At 45.0% G+C, this 22,448-nt stretch carries 16 protein-coding genes; 14 read left to right on the top strand and 2 right to left on the bottom strand.

Translation table 11 applies throughout. The annotated features are described in order from the left end of the window. The first annotated feature begins 11 nt into the window (after positions 1 to 11). The 6 genes from gpAD87_RS11500 (at position 12) to gpAD87_RS11475 (ending at position 10,573) form a co-directional block, all read left to right on the top strand. The gene (locus gpAD87_RS11500; RefSeq protein ID WP_063565068.1) at positions 12 to 908 is read left to right on the top strand and encodes a carbohydrate ABC transporter permease; all 897 of its coding nucleotides are present in this window, start codon (positions 12 to 14) and stop codon (positions 906 to 908) included. A gap of 62 nt (positions 909 to 970) precedes the next feature. Next, a complete protein-coding gene (locus gpAD87_RS11495; protein ID WP_064638475.1) occupies positions 971 to 2,623 on the top strand; it encodes an extracellular solute-binding protein in 1,653 nt (550 codons plus the stop codon). 142 nt (positions 2,624 to 2,765) lie between these two features. After that, positions 2,766 to 4,775, top strand: coding sequence for a glutaminase family protein (locus tag gpAD87_RS11490; RefSeq protein WP_064638474.1), 2,010 nt, complete (start codon positions 2,766 to 2,768; stop codon positions 4,773 to 4,775). Beyond that, positions 4,775 to 8,020, top strand: a complete 3,246-nt coding sequence (locus gpAD87_RS11485) for a glycosyl hydrolase (RefSeq protein WP_064638473.1) — start codon at positions 4,775 to 4,777, stop codon at positions 8,018 to 8,020. The genes gpAD87_RS11490 and gpAD87_RS11485 overlap by 1 nt, the downstream gene beginning before the upstream one ends. A 256-nt stretch (positions 8,021 to 8,276) precedes the next feature. After that, positions 8,277 to 9,851 carry a glucose-specific PTS transporter subunit IIBC gene (ptsG, locus tag gpAD87_RS11480; protein ID WP_082935087.1) on the top strand — a complete coding sequence of 525 codons (1,575 nt, stop codon included), beginning with the start codon at positions 8,277 to 8,279 and terminating at the stop codon, positions 9,849 to 9,851. A gap of 5 nt (positions 9,852 to 9,856) precedes the next feature. Then, the gene (locus gpAD87_RS11475) at positions 9,857 to 10,573 is read left to right on the top strand and encodes an N-acetylmannosamine-6-phosphate 2-epimerase (protein ID WP_064638472.1); all 717 of its coding nucleotides are present in this window, start codon (positions 9,857 to 9,859) and stop codon (positions 10,571 to 10,573) included. Between the two features lie 49 nt (positions 10,574 to 10,622). Here gpAD87_RS11475 and gpAD87_RS11470 read toward each other — a convergent pair whose 3' ends face one another. Further along, positions 10,623 to 11,405: a MurR/RpiR family transcriptional regulator gene (locus tag gpAD87_RS11470; protein WP_197521405.1), complete on the bottom strand. Its 783-nt coding sequence runs from the start codon at positions 11,403 to 11,405 to the stop codon at positions 10,623 to 10,625. Positions 11,406 to 11,733: 328 nt separating this feature from the next. Between gpAD87_RS11470 and gpAD87_RS11465 the strand changes: the two genes are divergently transcribed. The 3 genes from gpAD87_RS11465 (at position 11,734) to gpAD87_RS11455 (ending at position 17,969) form a co-directional block, all read left to right on the top strand. Next, on the top strand, positions 11,734 to 15,798 hold the full coding sequence (locus gpAD87_RS11465; protein ID WP_064638470.1) for an S-layer homology domain-containing protein: 4,065 nt from the start codon (positions 11,734 to 11,736) through the stop codon (positions 15,796 to 15,798). 161 nt (positions 15,799 to 15,959) lie between these two features. Next, positions 15,960 to 17,006: an AraC family transcriptional regulator gene (locus tag gpAD87_RS11460; RefSeq protein ID WP_064638468.1), complete on the top strand. Its 1,047-nt coding sequence runs from the start codon at positions 15,960 to 15,962 to the stop codon at positions 17,004 to 17,006. A gap of 168 nt (positions 17,007 to 17,174) precedes the next feature. Continuing rightward, the gene (locus tag gpAD87_RS11455; RefSeq protein WP_064638467.1) at positions 17,175 to 17,969 is read left to right on the top strand and encodes an SDR family NAD(P)-dependent oxidoreductase; all 795 of its coding nucleotides are present in this window, start codon (positions 17,175 to 17,177) and stop codon (positions 17,967 to 17,969) included. Between the two features lie 110 nt (positions 17,970 to 18,079). Here gpAD87_RS11455 and gpAD87_RS11450 read toward each other — a convergent pair whose 3' ends face one another. Beyond that, complete coding sequence (locus tag gpAD87_RS11450; RefSeq protein WP_064638465.1) at positions 18,080 to 18,742, bottom strand: helix-turn-helix transcriptional regulator; 663 nt, start codon at positions 18,740 to 18,742, stop codon at positions 18,080 to 18,082. Positions 18,743 to 18,907: 165 nt separating this feature from the next. On the opposite strand from gpAD87_RS11450, the gene gpAD87_RS11445 reads away from it, so the two are divergent. The 5 genes from gpAD87_RS11445 (at position 18,908) to murB (ending at position 22,448) form a co-directional block, all read left to right on the top strand. Next, positions 18,908 to 20,311: an MFS transporter gene (locus gpAD87_RS11445; RefSeq protein WP_064638463.1), complete on the top strand. Its 1,404-nt coding sequence runs from the start codon at positions 18,908 to 18,910 to the stop codon at positions 20,309 to 20,311. Between the two features lie 33 nt (positions 20,312 to 20,344). Next, the gene (locus tag gpAD87_RS11440; protein ID WP_063565056.1) at positions 20,345 to 20,650 is read left to right on the top strand and encodes a winged helix-turn-helix transcriptional regulator; all 306 of its coding nucleotides are present in this window, start codon (positions 20,345 to 20,347) and stop codon (positions 20,648 to 20,650) included. A gap of 50 nt (positions 20,651 to 20,700) precedes the next feature. Beyond that, complete coding sequence (locus gpAD87_RS11435; RefSeq protein ID WP_063565055.1) at positions 20,701 to 21,042, top strand: hypothetical protein; 342 nt, start codon at positions 20,701 to 20,703, stop codon at positions 21,040 to 21,042. A 45-nt stretch (positions 21,043 to 21,087) separates the two neighbouring features. Next, positions 21,088 to 21,444: a HesB/IscA family protein gene (locus gpAD87_RS11430; RefSeq protein WP_064638461.1), complete on the top strand. Its 357-nt coding sequence runs from the start codon at positions 21,088 to 21,090 to the stop codon at positions 21,442 to 21,444. 113 nt (positions 21,445 to 21,557) lie between these two features. Continuing rightward, entirely contained in the window at positions 21,558 to 22,448 is an 891-nt protein-coding gene (murB, locus tag gpAD87_RS11425; protein ID WP_064638460.1) for a UDP-N-acetylmuramate dehydrogenase, read from the top strand.

Here is a 22,448-nt window from a genome sequence, read left to right as displayed (position 1 = left end):
GAGGTGACCTTATGGAACGAAAATGGTCCTTATTCTCGGTACTTAACTATATTTTTCTTGCTTTGGTTGGATTCTCGATGATTTACCCGTTTATATATATCTTGGCTTATTCACTGAACGACGGTAAGGATTCGATGCAAGGCGCGATTTATTTTCTTCCCCGCCAATTCACGTTGGATAACTATGCTCAGGTATTCGATAACGCACGGATCTGGAAGGCATATCAAATTACGATTATGCGCACCGTGCTGGGTACTTTTCTCCACGTTGTATTGTGTACACTCATGGCCTATGCACTTTCCAAAAAAACATTGCCAGGTCGCTCCTTTTTTACCTTTTACATCTTTTTGCCTACGATTTTCAGTGCGGGATTCATCCCGTTCTTCATTACACTTCAAAAACTGCATCTGATTAATAGTTTCTGGGTGTACGTTTTGCCCTTGTTGTTCAACTTCATGCACATCATCATTATTCGGACATTCCTGCAAGGCATACCAGAGGAACTGGAGGAATCGGCGCGTATTGATGGGTATGGAGATTTTCAAATCTTCGTACGAATCATTCTGCCTCTTTCCGGGCCGGTACTTGCAACGATCTCGCTGTTTATTGGGGTAGCCCACTGGAATGACTGGTTCTCGGGCGCTTATTACGTCTCGAACAAAGATTTGATACCGGTGCAGACCCTACTGCAAGAAATGCTGACGGAAGCAGAGGCATTATCCAATTCGATGCAGCGTGCAGCTCAGCAGGGTGGTCAGACGGTTGGTGGAGTCGGTGGAGCAGGAGCAACACCTGAATCACTTCGAATGGCATTACTTGTCATTACGGTTTTCCCGATCTTATGTATATATCCGTTTCTACAACGATATTTCGTGAAGGGGGTTATGATTGGTTCGGTTAAAGGGTAGATCATCCTGACCTGAATTTGCTAGAGCTTTACCGAGATCATTTAATCAAGGAGGCGATTGGTTTGAACAGGATTTGGTCGAAAGGCGTATCCATCTTGCTCGTGTCCATCATGGTTGGAGGTTTGCTGAGCGGTTGCACGAATTCATCAGGGAACGGGGAAGGCGCAGAAGGCGAGAACGGAAATAAACTCAAAATCTTGCACAATTGGAATGGCTCAGGCGGATCGGATAATGGGATAACCCCTGTCGAGGAAGTCATCAAAGAGAAAACTGGCGTCACATTAGAGTGGGAATATACGAAAGGCAGCGAGACGGAGAAAGTAAACCAGATTTTCGCCACACAGGATTTGCCGGACATTTACACCGGACCTGCATGGGGCGGCGAGCTGGACGGGATCATCAAGGCTGCCAAAGAAGGACAGCTGGTAGATATATCCGATAAATTGGGGGATTACCCAAACCTGGCGAAATCCATTGCTAAAGAGAATGTGCCGCCAGCATTGTATGAAAAAGCGATAGATGCGTATGACGGCAAGAAATATTTACTTTTACAAAATCAGCCCGCAACGAACGAAGACGGCATGGATTGGCTGTATGGCTTCTATGTTCGCAAAGACATAGCCGAGAAAGTCGGCGTGGATCCTCAGTCTGTCGTGACGAAGGAAGACTTCTATAACTTCCTCCAAAAAATCAAAGATGTCAACCTGAAGGAGAGCGGTCAGCCCGTGTTTCCACTGGGAGGCTTTAGTAACGGATGGTCCGTAGGCATCGGAAACACGATGTTCTATTCGGGAGCAGGCTATGTAGACAAAGGTGACGGAACGGTAGAACATAACTTTTTCACCAAAGGATACGAAGAATACACGCTGTTCTATCGTAAACTGGTTGAGGAAGGGCTGATGGACCCTGAAGCCTTTACTCAGACGGATCCTATTGCCAAGGAAAAAATTAATCAAGGACGCATTGCTATCCTTGCCGCACATTATCCGGCCATTTTGGACGCCTCCAAAGAATATGTTACTTCACATCCTGGAAGCGATTACATCCCAATCGGACCATTGGAGCGGGCAGATGTTGACCCGAGCCGGCCTGTTGATCTTGGCATTCAAGGAAACAACGTAACGGCTATCACCAGTAGCTGCAAGGGTGCGTGTGTAGATGCAGCGCTCAAGTTTCTCGATTACATGGCTTCTGACGAAGGCTTCATGCTGGCCCGGTACGGAGTTCAAGGGGTTCACTGGGATATGAAGGATGGCAAACCAGTACCGAATCAAGAATGGTTCGATAAGTTTACAGCAGATCAATCCGGTAAAGTCCGCAAAAACGAGGGCATTTCCATTGGGCTGGAATCGATCACGGGGCTTGACCGGATCAATTCGGCAGCAGGCGGCGACATCTGGGCAGACCAGGAAAGACTCGATGCCATGGAAAATGCCCGGAAAATCTTACGTCCAAACGGTATTCATGTAATCACAGCCTATAACCCGGGCGATGTGATCACCAAATCACCGGAATGGGAAATGTTGAAGCCTTCCATGGACCGGATGGGAGATGCCTGGAAGGAAGCCATTTTCGCAAAATCGGATGAAGCAGCCCTTAGCATTATCAACGACCTCAGGGAACAGCTTCGGAAGACCGGATACGACCAAGCGATGCAGTTCACCAATGAGAACCTGAAAGGAAAAGATATCGTAACTGTTCAAATGCCGAACTGATGCTGAAGAGTTAGGTTAACGATTATCACGGAAATCAAATAGGCTTTGCAGCGCCTTGGTCAACAAGGCGAGCGAAGCCTTTCCCTTTTGAATCAGGATGTACCGTTTTCGTTGGAAAAATGAATTGAAGGAGTTGAAACAAATGACGACATTTAGACCACCATCCGTACCTTTAATTACGGTAGACCCTTATTTCAGCGTATGGTCTGCTGCTGACCATCTCTATGATGATCACACCAGGCACTGGACGAATAAAACTCAAGGGATGGTTGGCATGATTGTCATTGACGGCAAAATCAGAAGGTTTATGGGGAAAGTAGGCGTTCACGAAAATTCAACCATTGAGGAGCCTGATGTGCTCAATCAGACGAATCTAACCGTTGAGCCTGTAACTACCCGTTACACCTTTGAAGGAGAAGGCATCGAACTTGAGGTTCATTTTACCACACCGCTATTGCTCGATGATCTTGAACTGTTATCCAGACCAGTGACGTATGTTACGTTCCATGTTCGAGCGATAGATGGTCAAGGCCATCAAGTGAAAATCTATTTTGATGTGACAGGTGAATGGTGTGTACATACTCCTGATCAGCAAGTCACCTGGGAGTCTCATGTAATTAATGAACAGTTACACGCCATGTCTATAGGAACGGTGGAACAACCTATATTAAAACGTGCCGGAGATGATACGAGAATAGACTGGGGTTATATGTATCTGGTGGTTCAGCGATCTCATCAATCTCAATCGGTCATCCATGCGGTATCCAAGCGTGAGGAGTATGCCCGGTCAGGTCTTTTTAAGACAGGAGATGATTCTATCCAGCCAAAGTCCATATCTGGCGATATGGCTATTATGGCAACTGAAATGGATTTGGGTCTTATCCATGAAGAGCCAGCATCCCGCTACCTGATGCTCGCCTATGATGATATTCATGCGATTGAATATTTTCACAAACCGCTGAATGCGTATTGGAAGAAAAATAGTATGACATTTGAGGAGATGCTGGTAAAAGCAGCGGATCAATATGAAGAGGTAGTACAACGATGCGACCGCTTTAATCGGGAACTCTTAACGGAGAGTCAGGCTACAGGCGGGAACCAATATAGAGACATTCTGGCATTGACCTATCGGCAAGCGATTGCTGCACATAAATTGGTTGCTGATGAAGCAGGAGAAGTATTATTTTTCTCCAAAGAGAATTTTAGTAACGGCTGCATCGCTACGGTGGATGTGAGCTACCCCTCGATTCCGTTGTTCCTGAGGTATAACACCGAATTGGTCAAAGGTATGATGCGTCCAATCTATAAGTATGCCGAAAGCACGGATTGGACGTTTGATTTTGCTCCACATGACGCGGGGACTTATCCCCAAGCTAACGGCCAGGTTTACGGTGAGAACAAACTTGAATACCAGATGCCTATCGAGGAATGTGGCAATATGCTCCTGATGGCAGCAACGGTATGCAAATATGAGAAGAACGCGGAATTTGCACGTGAGCACTGGGGACTTCTCACAACATGGGCTTCATATTTGCTGCAACATGGACTGGACCCTGACAATCAACTGTGCACGGACGACTTCGCCGGACATCTGGCGCACAATGCGAACTTATCGATTAAAGCGATATTAGGCATTGCCGCCTATGCGTATATGTGTGATGAACTTGGTTTGCCGGATGGTGCCGTTTATCGTGAAGCGGTTGCGAAAATGGCAGAGGAGTGGTCATCCATGGCGACAGCAGGTGATCACTACAAGCTGACTTTTGACAGCTCGGATGAGTCATGGAGCATGAAATACAATCTGGTGTGGGATCGTCTGTTGGACTTCAACCTTTTCCCAAAAGAAGTGGCTGCCAAAGAGTTGGCGTATTATCAGCTAAAACAGAATCGATATGGCGTACCGCTGGATAGCCGTGAGACATACACCAAGTCCGATTGGCTCGTATGGTGTGCCTCCATGAGCGAAACGCAGCCTCAGTTCGAACAGATGATTTCACCTCTGTGGGACTTTATGAATGAAACATCGAGCCGTGTACCTGTAACAGACTGGTATGACACCATCACCGGAAAGCAGTTAAATTTTCAAAATCGGTCGGTTGTCGGTGGATTTTTCATTCCTTTGCTGAGAAAGACATCTGTATCAAAATCATAATGAGATCAGGTGATGAATTGGAGTTGAAAATCACGGATATTCATAAATTACACCAGCAGTTCAAGAATCCTGAGGCGACGTATCGTCCACAGCCCTTTTGGTTTCTGAACCACAGTTTTAGCAAGCCAGAGTTAGAAAGCCAAATTCAATCCATGGTTGAAGCCGGTGTTGGCGGCGTTGTATTACATGCGCGTCACGGGATGCAGGCCTCGTACCTGTCAGAGGAGTTCATGGATACGCTGGATTTCTGCACAAAAGAGTGCCAGAAGCGTGATATGGTTGTCTGGCTGTATGATGAGGACAATTGGCCGAGCGGAACACTGGGAGGTAAACTGACCAGGCAGTATCCCGAATATCGGATGAGATACTTGAGGGTTGAGGAACGAAGATATTTACACGATGCACAGCAGGAAATGTTATCTCTCGATTTTGCCACCTACGCTAACAATGAACTCATCGCAATTCTCGCTTATCGTGCCATCCAGCAAGAAGGGGAATGGCTGATATATGATCAACCTGAGGATATTACAGAGTTATACGGACAGGAATGGAAGCCTGAAACCGACGAGGATTATATTATACTTGCCTGTTGGTCCTGTGAAATTGCTGAAGGGATCACGTTTGCAAAAGGGTATTATCTGGATACGTTGAACCCGGAAGCCGTGCAGGCTTTCATTCAGTCGGCATACGAGCCGTTTCAGCAATTTCAGTCTCATTTCGGAGTGACCATTCAAGGTGTATTCACGGATGAACCCGGGCTCATGATCCATGACGGTTTTTTCGGAGTCGAAGCCATCCGAACGTCGGTTCAGGATGTGAATGCAACTCTGCCCGGAATCGTGTTCGCTTGGACACATGGGATGGTGGAGCGCTATCAACAGGAGAACGGATATGATCTGATTCCAAGATTAGGTGCGTTGTTATATAGGATGGCCGATGGCAGTAGTTCTGCGAGGCAGGACTATTATGATACGATTACCCGTTGGTATGTAGAAGGTTATCACGAAGCTATTCGTTCGTGGTGTGAATCACACAGCTTACTGTACATCGGCCATACGCTGGAAGAGCCCGTCTGGGGGCAGGCTCGGTCGCAGGGTAATCAAACCCGTGTATTGCAGCAGTTCCATTATGCAGGTGTGGACTACCTGACACATGGAATCGGTACAAAGGAGAATCCACATCGTATCGTATCCGTAAAGACGGCCGCGTCTGTCGCACAGTTGGACGGGAAAAAAAGAGTTATTTGCGAGTCATTTGGTGCAAGCGGTCATGCCTATGCCATGCGACAAAGGCGGCTTGATGCTAATTTTATGGCATTTTTGGGCGTTAATTTGTTTATCCCGCATGCATTTTACTATTCGTTTGCAGGGTATCGGAAAACAGACTTTCCACCTACGGAATTCAAGCATGCACCGCATTGGCCACATTATCGGACTTTTGCCGATTATCTTGGTCGGTTGAGTGTACTGGGTTCTTCCATGAAGCGTACACCTGAAGTACTTCTGTTGTCACCTATCCACACGGTATATGAGCAGATGTTCTTATCCGGTGAATCGAACCAGCATCCAGCTGCGGATCAACTGTTTTCGTTATTGTCAGACCGCATGCTGCGCAACTCCATTGATTACGATTATGCGGATGAGTGTCAGCTCAGGCAGGCAAAGATTACTCAAGCTGGAGGATATCAGTTTAACGGAGAACGAAACGAATATTCGATTTTGATTTTGCCGGAAATTACGGTCATGTCTGTAGATATCGCAAAACAGCTTGTTACCTTTGTAAACCGTGGTGGAACGCTTATAGCGGTTGGGGCAATTCCTTGTGATAGTAAGCGACAGCGCCAAGATCCGGAATTACGGAAGTGTATGAACGAACTATATGGTTCCAATCCTCAAGACGGGAAATTACAAGCGGTTGGCAAAGGGTACAGCTTATTCTATTCCATGAAAAACACCGCTCATAACGACACACTTATGACCTTTTGTGTTCGGTTAAGAGAGTTAACGACATCATCACCAGCGATTGCCTGGAAACAGATCGAGGGGCAAGCTGAGGATCTCATTAGCGTTGAACGCAAAATTGAAGATCATGTGCATACATGGCTGATGAACTGGTCGGAGCAGCCCGTGACCATTCAACTCCATCAGAAACCTGTGAAAGAACACATAGAAGAACAGATGGAAGAATGGAACTTGGAAAACGGGAATATAAACTCGTTGAGTCAAGATGCTGTTCTAACATTTGTACCGGGAGAGCTTCGGGTTCTATCCGTTAGACCGGATCTTGTACCTGATCCGCTTCACACTGAAGATTCGACGCATCCCAAACCGCAAGAGCCTATAAATCATAAAGTGCAACATACCTCCGATGTGTTGGTACTAGGTGATCCTTGGCAGTTTCAGACCGTCGAACCCAATGTGCTTGTGTTAAATCAGTGGAAGGTCACATTGAATGACCGTCAGTCCAGAATGAATGCAACGATGCCAGGCCAAGTCAACACGTACCGGACGACGTTTGTCGTAACTGAAGAATGGATCGAGTTTACGAAATTACAGCAAGATGCAGTCCATTTAAACGAAGCTGGAAATGAGCGGATCTTCACGATTGAGCTAATCCTTGACGATATCGAGCAAAAAATTCCATCCCATATTGGTTTCCTCCAACGCAGACGTAATGTTGAAATCTTTGTTAATGGAGTACGGATGGAAGCACTCCGGCCTTCCCTGTGGCAAGATACTCATTACGCTGGTGTGGATATTACCGAACATCTGGTGAAAGGCGAGAATGAGCTTGAAGTTCTCACGGTTTCATTGCTCGAACCTATGCCAGCCATTTCTTTTCCTGCTTATCTGGTTGGTTCATTTGCTATACAAAATCAGACTACATTAACCATTGAACCTGAACAAATGACTGGGGTTTGGAATGTTGAAGGTTACCCTTTCTATTCGGGAGCAGGAGTGTACTCGCAGCAACTGGATTTGTCTGATGTCAGCTTGAATTCGGCAAATGAAATTTGGCTGGAAGCGGAAGATATTAGAGAGACGGCTTGCCTGTATGTGAATGGGGAGCAGGTTGGCATCCGATTATGGCCACCCTATCATTGGAACGTCACGTCTTACATGCTGCGAGGTAATAATGTAATCGACATTCATGTGGCTAATACACTGGAGAATCTATATGGAAAGTCTTCACTACCTTCGGGCATGAATGGGCAGGTAAAACTTGTAACTAAAATATTGAAATAATGCATGATTCAGGTTTAGGTTTTGGATTCGCGGGGGAAGAATATGAACACGATAAAGTCGCCAAACTGGCGGCTTTTTTTGCATTGGAACAAAAAGACTGAGCTTTACTTCGCTGGAAATAATTATATTTGAACCGAGTTATTTATCAAATGATTAGACCTCACACGTAATGAAAGCGATTTAAAAATGTGTTGACGAAAACCATTTTCATAATTATTATGTAAATGAAAATAGTTTTAGAGAGGTGGATATCACTGTGAAGCAATATTTTGAGAAGGCTCAGAAGTTTGGTAAATCGTTTATGCTTCCTATTGCTGTTTTACCAGCGGCGGGTCTATTACTGGGGATCGGAGGGGCTTTGTCCAACGCCAATACGATTAACTCGTATCCATTTTTGCAAATCACATGGTTGCAGCAAATATTTACGGTGATGAGCAGTGCAGGAAGTATAGTGTTTGATAATCTGGCTTTGATCTTTGCCATTGGGGTAGCTGTTGGACTCGCTAGAGCGGACAAAGGTACAGCAGGATTGGCAGCAGGACTGGCTTATCTAGTCATGAATGCATCGATCAATGCGATGCTGGTCAATTCGGGGAAACTTGCCGCAGATCATTTGGCTAGTGCCGGTCAAGGTATGGTACTCGGAATTCAAACCCTGCAAACTGGTGTACTCGGAGGGATCGTCGTCGGATTGGTTACCGCATGGCTTCATAATCGATACAACAAAATAGAACTTCCTCAATTCTTAGGGTTCTTTGGAGGTTCACGTTTCATTCCTATCGTTTCATCTTTTGCTGCCATCTTTATTGGTATTGCTTTGTTCTTGATCTGGCCAACCATCCAGCTCGGCATAACGCAGCTTGGAGGTTTGGTCGATAGAACTGGGTATATCGGAACACTGTTATACGGATTTGTTTTACGGATGCTGGGTCCACTTGGGTTGCACCACATCTTTTATCTACCTTTCTGGCAGACGGGAGTCGGCGGAACAATGGAGGTTGCTGGAAAAGTTTACGAAGGAACACAGAATATTTTCTTTGCTCAACTGGGAGACCCTGCAACCGAGAAGTTTTTCTCGGGTACATCCCGATTTATGTCAGGACGTTTTATCACGATGATGTTTGGTTTACTCGGTGCGGCACTCGCTATTTATCATACGGCCAAGCCTGAACGTAAAAAAGTAGTTGGCGGATTGATGTTGTCTGCGGCACTCACTTCGTTCTTGACAGGAATTACGGAGCCTCTGGAATTCTCATTCCTGTTTGTTGCTCCAATCCTGTATGTCATTCACGCCGTATTTGATGGATTGGCATTTATGCTTTCACATATTTTTGAGATTACAATCGGTCAGACTTTTTCAGGTGGATTAATCGACTTTATCTTATTCGGGGTACTTCAGGGTAATGCCAAAACGAACTGGATTATCGTTCCCATCATCGGTGTGGTCTGGTTCTTCCTTTATTACTTCACCTTCCGAATCTTGATCGTGAAGCTCAATTTAAAAACTTCGGGACGTGAGGAAGAGGTAACATCAGAGCCAGACACCAAAACGCAAAGTCAGCCCTCCAATACACCCGCATCAACGAAAGGTGAAGAACGCTCCATCGCTATCCTGAATGGACTTGGCGGTGCAGACAATATAAACGAATTGGATTGCTGTGCAACACGGCTTCGTGTATCCGTGAAGGATATCGAGAAGGTTCAAAAGGATGCGCTTACAGCTACTGGAGCCAAAGGGGTAGTACTTGTCGGTAACGGAGTGCAGGTTATTTATGGCCCTCAGGTTACCGTGATCAAAAATGAAATCGAAGAAATTATGGAAACGGAGTAATTGCAATGAATTTAGATAAATTAGGTTTACAAGGTGGTCTCGTTGTATCATGTCAGGCTTTGGAGCACGAGCCACTTCATAGTTCGCTGATTATGGGACGCATGGCAGTCGCAGCAAAAGAGGGAGGAGCGATCGGTATTCGTGCGAATACTGCTGTAGATGTGAAAGAGATCAAAGAACAGGTTGATCTGCCCGTCATAGGTATAGTGAAAAGAAACTACGGAACCAATCCCGTATTTATTACACCAACGATCTTGGAAGTAGATGAACTTGCCGAGGTCCACGCAGAGATTGTTGCGGTTGATGCCACTTTGCGTGCACGGCCGGACGGTAAATCACTGGATGTATTTGTACATGAAATTCGCACCAAACATCCTCAACTTCTATTAATGGGGGATATTTCAACCAAAGAGGAAGCCATCAATGCAGAACGACTTGGTTTTGATCTGATTTCCTCTACATTGGTCGGATACACAGAAGAGACAGCAGGGCTTAAGCTGTATGATAATCAATTTGCAGCCTTGAAAGAAATTCTGACTAGCGTACAAACGCCTGTTGTTGCGGAAGGGAATATCATGACACCGGAGATGGCAGCAACGTGTCTGGAAGCTGGAGTCTATTGTGTTGTTGTTGGTGGAGCCATTACGCGTCCTCAACAAATTACGGAACGTTTTGTCTCAGAAATTGCTAAATTGAAAAAGCCTTCTCCTTCTGTCCAATAAAAAAAGAAGAAATCAACAAAACAGCCAACGAAATAGGTTGGCTGTTTATTTATTCAGCAGAATAAAGAGCTTTTAACGTTTGCTGCCGCGCATGGAGTAAATGTTCATCCTCAAGTAATAGAAGAGAAATCACATCCAGGATGTAAATAATGGCTAATTGGCTGTTGATGAAGCTCACATCTCCGGTTCGCCCGATATCCGGTGTGAAAATGCACAAATCCGAGACTTCAGACAGGGGTGTATGATCAAAATTAGTAATTCCAACAACTTTGCTTCCTCTTTTTTTGGCTGCGTTTAATGCGTCACTGACTTCTAAGGTTCGTCCTGAATTGGATAAACCAATGACCAGATCATCTTCGCCCAAAAGAGAAGCACTCATGATCATCATGTGTGAATCCGTCACCGCATCAATGACGATATCCATCCGCATTAGTCTGTATTTGAACTCCAGAGCAGATAAACCTGAACTTCCCAAACCATAAACATAGATTCTGCGAGCTTTTTTTATGTACTGGACCACTTGTTCGATTCTGTCGGTATCCAGCATTTCTGCGGTTGCGTTGATGATATCATTGTGGATCTGCTGTGTTCTGATAAAGAAATCCGTTTGATTGCGGGGTTGATCCACTTCACGGTTAAGTCGAATTTTAAAATCTACAAAGGTAGAACAACCTACTTTTTTACAAAATCGAGTTATGGTTGACATGGAAGCATTGGTGTAAGCAGCCAAATCCCTAATATTGATGTTATTGATGGATGTTTTATTGCGCATCACATAATCAGCGATTTCCTTTTCTTTCGCTGAAAAACGTTGATACTCAAGCTGCAGCATGTCGATGACACTGGATGACATTATGAATCCCCTTTCCCAGAACATGTTAACTTTTGTATAGTCTATCCTCATTAGTCTACTTCCTAAAAGCCAATTCATCAAACCTTTAAAAATAGTTCTTTATTTCGGTATATTTTCGTCCAAATAGAAGTGAAAACCATATTAATTATATGTTAACTAAAAACCTTATCCATATTATTAGTCAAATAAATGTAAGAGTTTACATAAGTTTTACTTCCCGCTAACTGAATGCTGATCTTCTCTTGTTATGCTAGGCCTGTTTGGATTTACATAAGCCAACCAATCATACATACAAAGGGAGAGAATTATGATCAGTCACCTCTACAAAAAAGTGTTATCCATCCTGTTATCGATTGCTTTGGTATTCGGATGGCTTGCGGGATTTGGGGGAGTTAATTCAGCCCAAGCCGCATCATTGTCTGAGCCTGAGCTGCTGTTAGAGCGTAATGCCAATTGGCATTATTTCGATCAGGGCCAGGATTTGCAATTGGATTGGCGTGCTTCTTACGATGATTCGTCCTGGAATTCGGGACAGGCTCCATTTGGTTACAAAGACAACGGTAATGGCGTAAGCACTTCCTATTTTGGATCACTCAAAACGGAAGTCAGCTACGGTCTGGACAAAAAAAATAAACCCCGCACAACCTATTTCCGGACAAACATTAACGTTAACAAGGATCAGATTGACGGTTACGGGCAAATTCTCGGCACATTCGGTATTGATGACGGTGCAGTGATCTATGTGAATGGTGTGGAAGTCATTCGTTTTGGCATGCCGGATGGAGAGATTGTGTATTCTACTCAAGCATCCTCAAATAAGGATTTGCCGGTAATGTATGAGAATATCGACCTGACTGAGCCAATGAAAGCCAATTTGCATGAAGGCTCAAACGAAATTGCGGTCGAAGTGCATCAACAGAGCGACAGCAGCTCGGACCTGTATTTTGACATGGAGCTTAAAGCCTTGGCTAATGCGCCATCGCTGGATATCAGCAAAATAACGGTTACCTTCTATGGAGATGCAACAAGTAGCAAAGGCTTCACTTGGTATACTCCTCTTGCATCTGCACAGAGTACTGTTCAAGTGGTGCCGAAACAAGGAGGAGGCGTTGCCGACTTCAGTCAGGCCCAAATTTTCAATGGGCGTGCAACCGTCGCTTCCAACTCCCCGGGAGAAATGGTGCATAAGGCGGAAGCGACAGGCCTTTCCCCTGACACTTCTTATTCTTTCCGTGTTGGTGATCAAGATCTGGGTATATGGAGTGAGGTTGGAACGTTCAAAACAGCTCCGGTTGACGGAGCATTTACCTTTATTGACCTGACGGATACACAAGCGAAGGAAGAGGATGAGGCGATCCTGTCCGGCTCTACTCTGTCCAAAGCACTCGCGACTGTTCCGAATGCTGAATTTGTCGTCCATAACGGAGACGTTGTGGAGAATGGCACTTCAGAGCAAGAATGGAATTGGCTGCTTGGTCATTCGCAAGCCAGTCTTATGAACACGACCATTGCACCGTCTGCTGGCAATCATGAGAATAAAAATTATGCGTTCTACGAGCATTTTAATGTGAAGCAGCCAGACGGTGCTGCAACGGTAACAGGCGCATATTATTCGTATAATTACAGCAAAGCTCATTTTATCGTATTGAACTCCAACGAGGATTCATCGGATTACGCCAACTTCTCGAATGAGCAAGTCGCATGGATGAAGCAGGATGTAGCGGAAGCAAAAGCCGCAGGAGCCAAGTGGATTATCGTGAACATCCATAAAGGTCCGTACACGACATCCAATCACGCCACGGATAGCGACATTATTGGTGCGAACGGTGAACGAAAAAAAATCGCTCCACTCATGAACGAACTGGGGATTGATCTAGTCCTTCAGGGACATGACCATATCTATGCACGGACGAAACCAATCAAGAGCGATGGTACTGCTGAAGATGTGTCCAAAATAACGGAGACCTTCAATGGACAGAGTATCGAATACGCGGTCAAACCGGATGGAACCATTTATATGATTCCTGCTACCGCCGGGGCCAAAGTATATTTCAAAAACCAGAAAACTGAATTAGGAGATGCATATTTTAATTTGTTCGATCGTGCGGAGGAAAACCACGCTCGGCAATATGGCGACACCACGAGCGCAGCCAGAGGGCAGGTTCAGAACTTCGTTTCATTGACTATTGACGGAGACAAGCTGTCCGCCGTAACGTATGAGATTGACCAAAATAAGAATGCAGAACCATTTGTCGTGGATACTTTCGGGATTATCAAGGAATCGGATACAGTTCCTGTTCCAGAACAGGTAAACAAGGTAACGGTAACGTTCCATGGAGATCCTACCAAGAGCAAGGGGTTCACGTGGTACACTTCCGATCAAGTAACGAATAGCGACCTTCAAGTTGTGGAGAAAACAGCTACAACACCTGATTTCACGCAAGCCAAATCGGTTCAAGGGCGCTCTGCAAAACCTGCGAATGCTCCTACAGAACTGATGCACAAAGCAGAAGTGACAGATCTGAAAGCTAATACAACCTATTATTTCCGTGTAGGGGATGCTTCCCAACAAGTATGGAGCGAGACAGGTACCTTCCGTACAGCACCGGAAAAAGGCAAATTCACTTTCATTGATCTGGCGGATACACAAGCGAAGGAAGAGGATGAGGCAATTCTGTCCTCTGAGACATTGGCCAAAGCATTGGCTACAGTACCGGATGCACAATTTGTCGTTCATAACGGGGATATCGTGGATAATGGTGTGAAAGAGGAGCAGTGGAACTGGCTGCTTGGGCATTCGCAGGAAAGCCTCTTAAATACAACCATCGTTCCATCCGCAGGGAACCACGAGGACGAAAATTATGCGTTTATCGATCATTTCAACATCCAGTCACCGGTAAATTCCGCTACGGAGACGGGAGCTTACTATTCTTATGATTACAGCAATGCGCATTTTGTTGTGTTGAACTCCAATGAGGATTCGGATGAGTATGACAACTTCTCATTAGAGCAAGTCGAGTGGCTGAAGAAAGATGTTCAGGCTGCCAAGAAGAATGGATCCCAGTGGATAATCGTCAACATTCACAAGGGACCGTACACGACGTCAAATCACGCAACGGATTCCGACATCATGGGAGCAAACGGGGTACGTACCAAGATTGCACCGATCATGGCGGAGCTAGGCATTGATTTTGTACTCCAGGGACATGATCACATCTATGCGCGCACAAAACCGATTGATCAGAAGGGGAAAGCGCGTCAGCCAGAAATGATCACGGAGATGCAAAACGGACAGAAAATCGAGTACTCTGTGAATCCGGATGGCTCGATCTATCTAATTCCGGCAACAGCTGGTCCAAAAGTGTATTACAAAAATCCGAGCACAAGTCTCGGTGATGCTTATTACGGTCTTTTTGAACTTGCAGATGAGAATCATGCAGCCAAATATGGTCCTGATCCGAATGACAGCCGTCGTCCAATGCGCAGTCAGGTCCAGAATTTTGTGGGCATTACGATTGACGGCAGCAAACTGACAGCTGTAACATATGAAATTGACCAAAATCTGAAGGGAACAGACCCGTTCATTGTTGATCAGTTCGGTATCGTGAAGAAGACAGAACCTTCGAATCCGGGACCAGGAACCTCCAATCCGGGAACATCGAATCCCGGCACGGGTTCAGGTTCAGGTAATGGATCTGGCAGCGGTAATGGCTCCTCAGGAAGCGGTGGCGATACAACTACCGGTAACGGTTCGAACAGCGGTAGTGGTAGCGGAACTGATTCCGGCAACAAACCGGATACTGGATCAGGCAATAACGGAAACGGAGGCACTGCGCCAGCGTTGAAAGATACAGCCGGACACTGGGCAAAATCTGCAATTGATAAAGCCCTGGCGGCTGGATTCGTCAATGGCTATGGCGATCAGACCTTCCGTCCAAATCAGAAAGTCACACGTGCCGAGTTCATTACGATGCTGGGCCGTGCCTTGAATCTGAATACCGTAAGCGAGAGTATTCACTACACGGATGATAACAAGATTCCTTCATGGGCGAAGCCTTATATTACAGCAGCTGCATCCGCTGGCATTGTCAATGGTTACGAGAATGGCTCGTTCGGCCCTAGCAAGACGCTGAGCCGGGCGGAGATGGTAACTATGATTGCACGCGCTGGCGGAATCCAAACGGATTCCAATGCGAAACTGGATTTCAAAGATGCAAAAGATGTCCCAGCATGGGCAGTATCCTATGTAGCTTCTGCTGTGGAAGCAGGTCTGGTGGGCGGTGTAGGTGGCAATCGATTTGCTCCGATGCAGACAGCTACCCGTGCTGAAGCAGTGACACTTATTGTTGGGCTTCTTGAACAATCGAAATAACGCTAAACCTAATTTCCAAGAAACCAATGCGGGACGTTCCCGCATTGGTTTCTTGTTTTATTCTAGAGACCGGGAAATATTAGAGACATTGCAAAAGAATCAGAGTCCCTGTACAGTGGATGAATCATTAAGCAACAATGACTCCAAGAAGGAGAGTATCTATGAAGTCCCACACCTCTGAGCGTATTAAATTCCCGGCAGGGTTTTGGACAGGCTTGCATCAATTAGGGATTGCGGCCCACGATGTAGCTCGCAAAGCACAACTGCCGCTCACGATTATAACTGAATCAGCTGTTACGACCACTCAATATTTCGCGATCTGGCAGGCATATTCTGATCTCGTCGGTGACACTGCCGAAGGAATCATCAAGCTTGCGACCGTCTTTGAAACGGGGAAATACCCGCCGAGTGTCTTAGCAACCTACCATGCGCGTGACTACCGTGATGCATTACACCGAATGGCTCGCTACAAACAACTTTGTCCCCCTGAAAGCTTACGTATTACTGAGGTGGGCGATGATTGTTCAATTGAACTGAAATGGTCTAACGAACAACCAGGTCCGTCATTGCTGGTTGGAGTCACACTGGCATTTCTCCTCGAACTCGGGCGCCGGGGAACAGGTCAACCTTTGACTGCGCGGCTTGTCGAATTTTCGCGCACCATGGGCGATGTTCGAACCCTTGAGACTTATTTTGGCTGCCCAATTCGGATTGGTGCAACTTGTAACCGGCTTACCTTACATCGTAAAGATTTGGACCGTCCGTTTCTTTCATACAACGAAGAGTTACTGGAGATCCTTACTCCCGCCCTGGACCGATCGCTGGATGAACAGCAGGGCAGTCGTTCTATTACAGAAATGGTCAAATGGATTATGAAACGCAGTCTCACAGGAGGTCGCCCCGACATTCAAGTCGTTGCCAAGGAATTGGGTATGAGCGATCGGACCTTGCAGCGCCGGCTTACAGAAGAGAATACAAGTTTCAAGCATCTATTGACGCAAGCCAGACATGAGCAGGCACGAGCCTACTTGGCAGACCCTACACTGGATATTAAAGAAGTAGCTTTCTTAATTGGATATGAAGACCAGAATTCGTTCTACCGTGCCTTCCGCTCATGGGAAGGGGATACGCCAACGAATTGGCGTACGGAATATTTAGGAACGAATTCGCTATCCGAAGGACCGCCAGAATCATCAAGGCTTCATTAACTGAATGCTTTATACCATTTGGCGTGTTATGCAAGAACTTTGGCGCAACACGCTAGTTACTGGACAATGTAGACAAGGTAATATAAATCCTATCCGGAGCACAAGACTGTTTTTAACATGATAACAATTCAGCTTGCCGCTACAAGAGAACAAAAGGAGTAGTGTAATATGGATATGGGTTTATACGGTAAAACAGCTTTGGTTACAGGATCGACGAAGGGGATAGGGAAAGCCATTGCCATTGAACTTGCCAAAGAAGGGGTTAATGTGCTCATCAATGGACGAAATGATGCAGAGGTTGAGCGCATGGTTCATGAAATAAAGTCCGATTTTCCTGCTACCTCACCTCAAAAAGCTACAGCTGATCTGGTGGACATTGGTCAAAGAGAAGCCTTATTTGAAAAATACCCCCAAATTGATATCCTAGTGAACAATATGGGGATTTATGAAATGATGCAATATGAGGATATCAGCGATGAGGTTTGGGAGAAATACTTCCGTACGAATGTGCTCGCTGCAAATGCATTGTCCAAATTTTACATGCCAAAAATGTTGCAAAATGATTATGGCCGCATGATCTTTATTGCGAGTGAAGAAGCCATTATGCCTTCAGGACAAATGCCTCAGTATTGCATGACCAAATCCATGTTATTATCGTTGTCCAAAAGTTTATCGAAATTAACGGTAGGAACAGAAGTTACCGTCAATACAATCATGCCAGGACCAACCCTCTCTGAAAATGTGCAACAAATCATTGAGAGCATCTACCCTGATGAATCGATGACTTTTTTAGAAAAAGAGAAGGATTTTATGCGCAAAAACCTGCCTCAATCCGAAATCCAACGATTTATCAAGCCTGTTGAAATAGGCAGATTGGCCACATTTGTATGCAGTCCGTATGCATCGGCATTCAAAGGTTCTCCAATCCGTATGGATGGGGGAATGGTGCCAACCATCTTCTAAACTTGTTTTTCACTATACAAGTGAACGTAAAGAACCTTGAGCTGAGCCCAAGGTTCTTTTTTCATTAAGCAGCATGTGGGAGTAAATGGGCTCAAAATGTTCGGAATGACTTACAATGAATGATGTTCTCTAACCGTATATATACAGTTTCTTCCTCCTGCCATAATATACTCTCCCCGTTCAATATGAACTTGATCTCCAAGAATCGTTTTGAATAAATGCAGTTCATTCTTACATAACCCGGTACATACTGCCGCAGCTTCACAGATTGGACAATGCTTCTCTATAAACAACAGGCTACCATCGCCTTGATCCTTAACCTCGGCCATATAGCCTTCATTTGTTCGAATTTCAGCCAGTTTCTCCAGCCTTTCCTTCACGCCGGATGCATCACCAATGTACTGAAGATATTGTTCTTGCATATTTTTATTCCGAACACTGAGCAGCTTGTCCAGTCCTTCATTTCCGAAAGCTTCTTTCATGGAATTGATCAGACTGACGGATAACTCCGAATATCCACTAGGGAAAAAACGATCAGCAGCGGGGGTTAATCTCCATAGCTTGGTTGGTCGACCCATGGGACGAGCTTCTTCTTCGAAAGTAACCAATCCTTCTTCTTTCAGTGCATTTAAATGCTGCCTGATAGCCATTCCAGATAACGCAAATTGGGAGGAGAGTGCCACAACATCCATTCCACCTTGCTGTTTAAGCAGGTTAATGATTGCTTTTCGGGTACTGGTTGAGGCATCCTTTTTCGTTTGATCCCGGCTCATGGTGAACCTCCTTTTTAAGCAACTGAATCTTCATTATTTCATACATTTTAAACAAATACATTGACAAAGTCAAAGGCGAACTGTAGTTTAAACTTTGTAAAGTAAAATGTTTACTAAGTATCCGGATACGGTGTATACATAAAATTCTCTTGGAGGTCCTATATCATGTCGTCCCATTCTCGAAGTATTTTCAGTCCGCGTTATTTTGCATTATCCATAGGAATTATATTGTCAGTGATGGCTGTTGGATTTGAAGGTTTGTCGGTAACGACAATTGCTCCTTCCATTGCTGGAGACCTGAACGGTCTTAACCTGTTTGGCTGGATATTCAGTACATATCTGCTTGCACAGATTATAGGCACCTTGGTTGTTGGTCGGATTATTGATAGAAGGGGACCCGCAGTACCATTTACGCTCGCACTTCTATTGTTTATTGTCGGGCTGGTCGCAGCCGCAACTGCAGGAGATATGTATACCATGATCGCGTCACGCGCCATGCAGGGTTTGGGGGCCGGAGCTATGATGACTTGCGTGTACACGGCGATTTCCTTAAGTTATCCTGATGAATTACGTGCCAAAATACTGGGCGCATTCGGTACAGCCTACGTTCTTCCGTCCATGCTTGGTCCATACGTTGCAGGGCTTATTGCAGATCAGTGGTCATGGCGCTTTGTGTTCTGGGGGATTCTACCGATCCTGTTAATTTCAGCGCTCCTTAGCTTACCTGCCTTTACGAAATTAAAATCACAGCCTTCACAAGGGGAGCAAGGATCTGCCGCTACTTGGATGGCGCTGCTATTAACGATAGGTACGGGAACTTTATTAGTGGGACTTGGAAAGCTTCCGTCAATTATTGGATTTGTTATCGTCTTTATTGGGGGAGTTCTGATGGTATACCCACTGCGCAAACTGCTGCCGGAGGGAACCCTTGCTTTGCGAAGAGGTATGCCCGCTATACTCGCTACGCGTGGATTGTTCTTCGCTGCTTATACCAGTACACAAAATTTCTTGGTATTAGCTTTAATTGAGGTGAAAGGCATTACACCTTCTCAGGCTGGTTTAATTGTAGCAAGCGCTGCACTGAGCTGGTGTGTCATTGCTTATATGCAAGGGCGTTGGGACTCGGCAGATCAGGGTCGTGGACGTCATACACGAATTATTATTGGTGTACTCCTGCTTGCCATCGGAATTACCATCGTATTTTGGGTTCCTGTTGTGACCGTTACCGTAGCGGTTATAGGCCAAATCATAGCTGGAATAGGAATTGGATTGGCACATCCGATTAGTGGTGTTGTTGCGTTTGCCCAAACAGGAGAGGAAGGCGTTGGCAAAACCTCGGCAAATCTGCAATTTGCAGATTCATTTACACCGGGCGTAGTCATCGGGATCGGTGGTTCTATCCTGGTGGTGTGTCAAGCTGGCGGGATGTCATTGCAATCAGGATTAATCGTAACGATGGGCTTTCATCTGGTGTTAATCGTCTTGAGCTTGATTGCCAGTACTCGAATTGCACCAATAACAGACCAAATAAGAACGGGACTGCAATCGTTAGGCTTGAAAAACAAATAAACGGGGGTAAGCCAAGGAAGGTGTGTTCATGCGATGTTGACTTCGGATACCGAGAAACTTTTCACAGCCTATCGTATTATCGGAACGAAATGGACGATCCATATCCTATGTACTCTTTCGCAAGGTCCTAAGAAATTCAGCGAAATTTACGAAAATGTGCCTTCCATCTCAGAAGCGATCCTCTCTAAACGATTAAAAGATCTTCAGAATGATCAGTTGGTGAAGAGAAAAGCCCTAACACATCCCATACAGATCATGTATGAACTTACACCCAAAGGGGTCGCTCTAGCTGCTTTCATACCTTGCTTGATGGAATGGTTTACTACAAACATGAATTAACGCAAAGGAATATCCTGCGATTGCCATCATTTTATCCGGAGGTTTTCTGAATGAACCATGTGTTAATCCTATCCGATACGCATCACATTGTTAAAAGTTTAAGTTTGTTGATTCAAACCGAGGCGTCGTTACATGTACTGGACGCTACTCGTGATGTGATCGGTAGTAACATGGATCAACTTCCGGATAATTCTGTGATCATCGTAGATATGAATGTGGACAATATTGAGCTGCTTATAGAACAATTTCCCGAGAAATATCGAGTGATATTGTATAGCGGGTCGCTGGAACTTATGGATATTCCTATCCATCTGCAATCAACAGGTTGTCGTTATTTTAATGCATATACGAGTCCTGAAGAAATCATTAAGATTTTAATGGGCTGCGTTTGAAAAACAACCGGCTAGCCAAAAAATACGCTCCAAGGAGGTATAACAATGATTCAGGTCAGTGAAGCAGCAGCAGAAAAAATCGTTGAAATCCTGGCAATTGCGGATACCCAGAATTCTTTCCTTCGGGTCGGGGTGGATGAGGGGGGATGCAGTGGTTTATCCTATAGCCTTATCGTAGATGAACAGCAAGCAGAAGGGGATATCTTATTAGATAAAGGTGTATTTCGTATATTGGTTCACACCAATACGGTTCCATATATTGAAGGACTTGAGATTGATTACGAAGAAAGTGGAATGTTAGGGGGATTCACCATGAATAACCCTAATGCAAAAGTTTCATGTGGATGCGGGGCCAGTTTCCGAATGGCGAATTACCGTGGTGAGGTCAAAAAATGTGATTAATTGTCAGGATGACGGAATATTTTCAACCAATATCTCATATTAAACATACAATGAAGGAGCTTTCTATTTGCCGATCGTGCAATCATGTCTTTTCAACTCAGGGAGAGAATGTCATGAATATTTTTGAGAATCACATACCTTTGGAAAAATTGAAATGGAATGAGCCATTAAAAGACCACACGTATATAAAGCTGGGTGGTAAAGCAGACATACTTATCCATCCCACAACGAAAGAAGAAATTATTAACGTGGTTAACATTGCAAAAACACATCAAATACCTCTAACGATTATTGGAAAAGGATCAAATGTCATTATCAAAGATCAGGGCGTGCGTGGAATAACGCTCTCTCTGAGCGAATTTGATCAGATTAAAGTCTATGGTGACAAGATTGTCGCGCAGAGCGGTTCCAACATTATTGATGTGTCACGTACTGCTTTACACAACAGCTTAACAGGTCTGGAGTTTGCATGTGGAATACCCGGAAGTACAGGTGGCGCCTTATATATGAATGCGGGGGCTTACGGTGGTCAGATGGATGAGGTCGTTGAGCGAGCGCTAGTGGTTACTAAAAACGGAGAGCTGATAAACATGGTCCGAGATGAGATGCAGCTTGGTTATCGAAACAGTATCTTTCGAACGGATCAATACATCATACTTGAAGTGGAATTTAAGCTTAAACCAGGGAATAAGGATGTCATTTCGAGTATCATGCAGGATTTAACGTTTAAACGGGAATCCAAACAACCGCTTGAATTTCCCTCTTGCGGAAGTGTATTCAAACGTCCAGAGGGACATTATGTCGGAAAACTCATTCAAGAGTGTAATTTACAAGGCACTCGCATTGGGGGAGCGGAAATTTCCAAGAAGCATGCTGGTTTTATCATTAATGCAGATGACGCCACTGCTGAGGATTATTTAGAATTAATCAAATTAATTAAAAAAACAGTACGTAATCAATTTAATATTGAATTGGAGACGGAAGTCATTATTTTGGGAGAGTAG

It is taken from the genome of Paenibacillus sp. AD87 (assembly GCF_001659845.1).
In the GTDB taxonomy this organism is placed as follows: domain Bacteria; phylum Bacillota; class Bacilli; order Paenibacillales; family Paenibacillaceae; genus Paenibacillus; species Paenibacillus marchantiae.
Note: the sequence above shows the minus strand (reverse complement) of the source record. Positions and strands in the feature narration are given on the sequence as shown.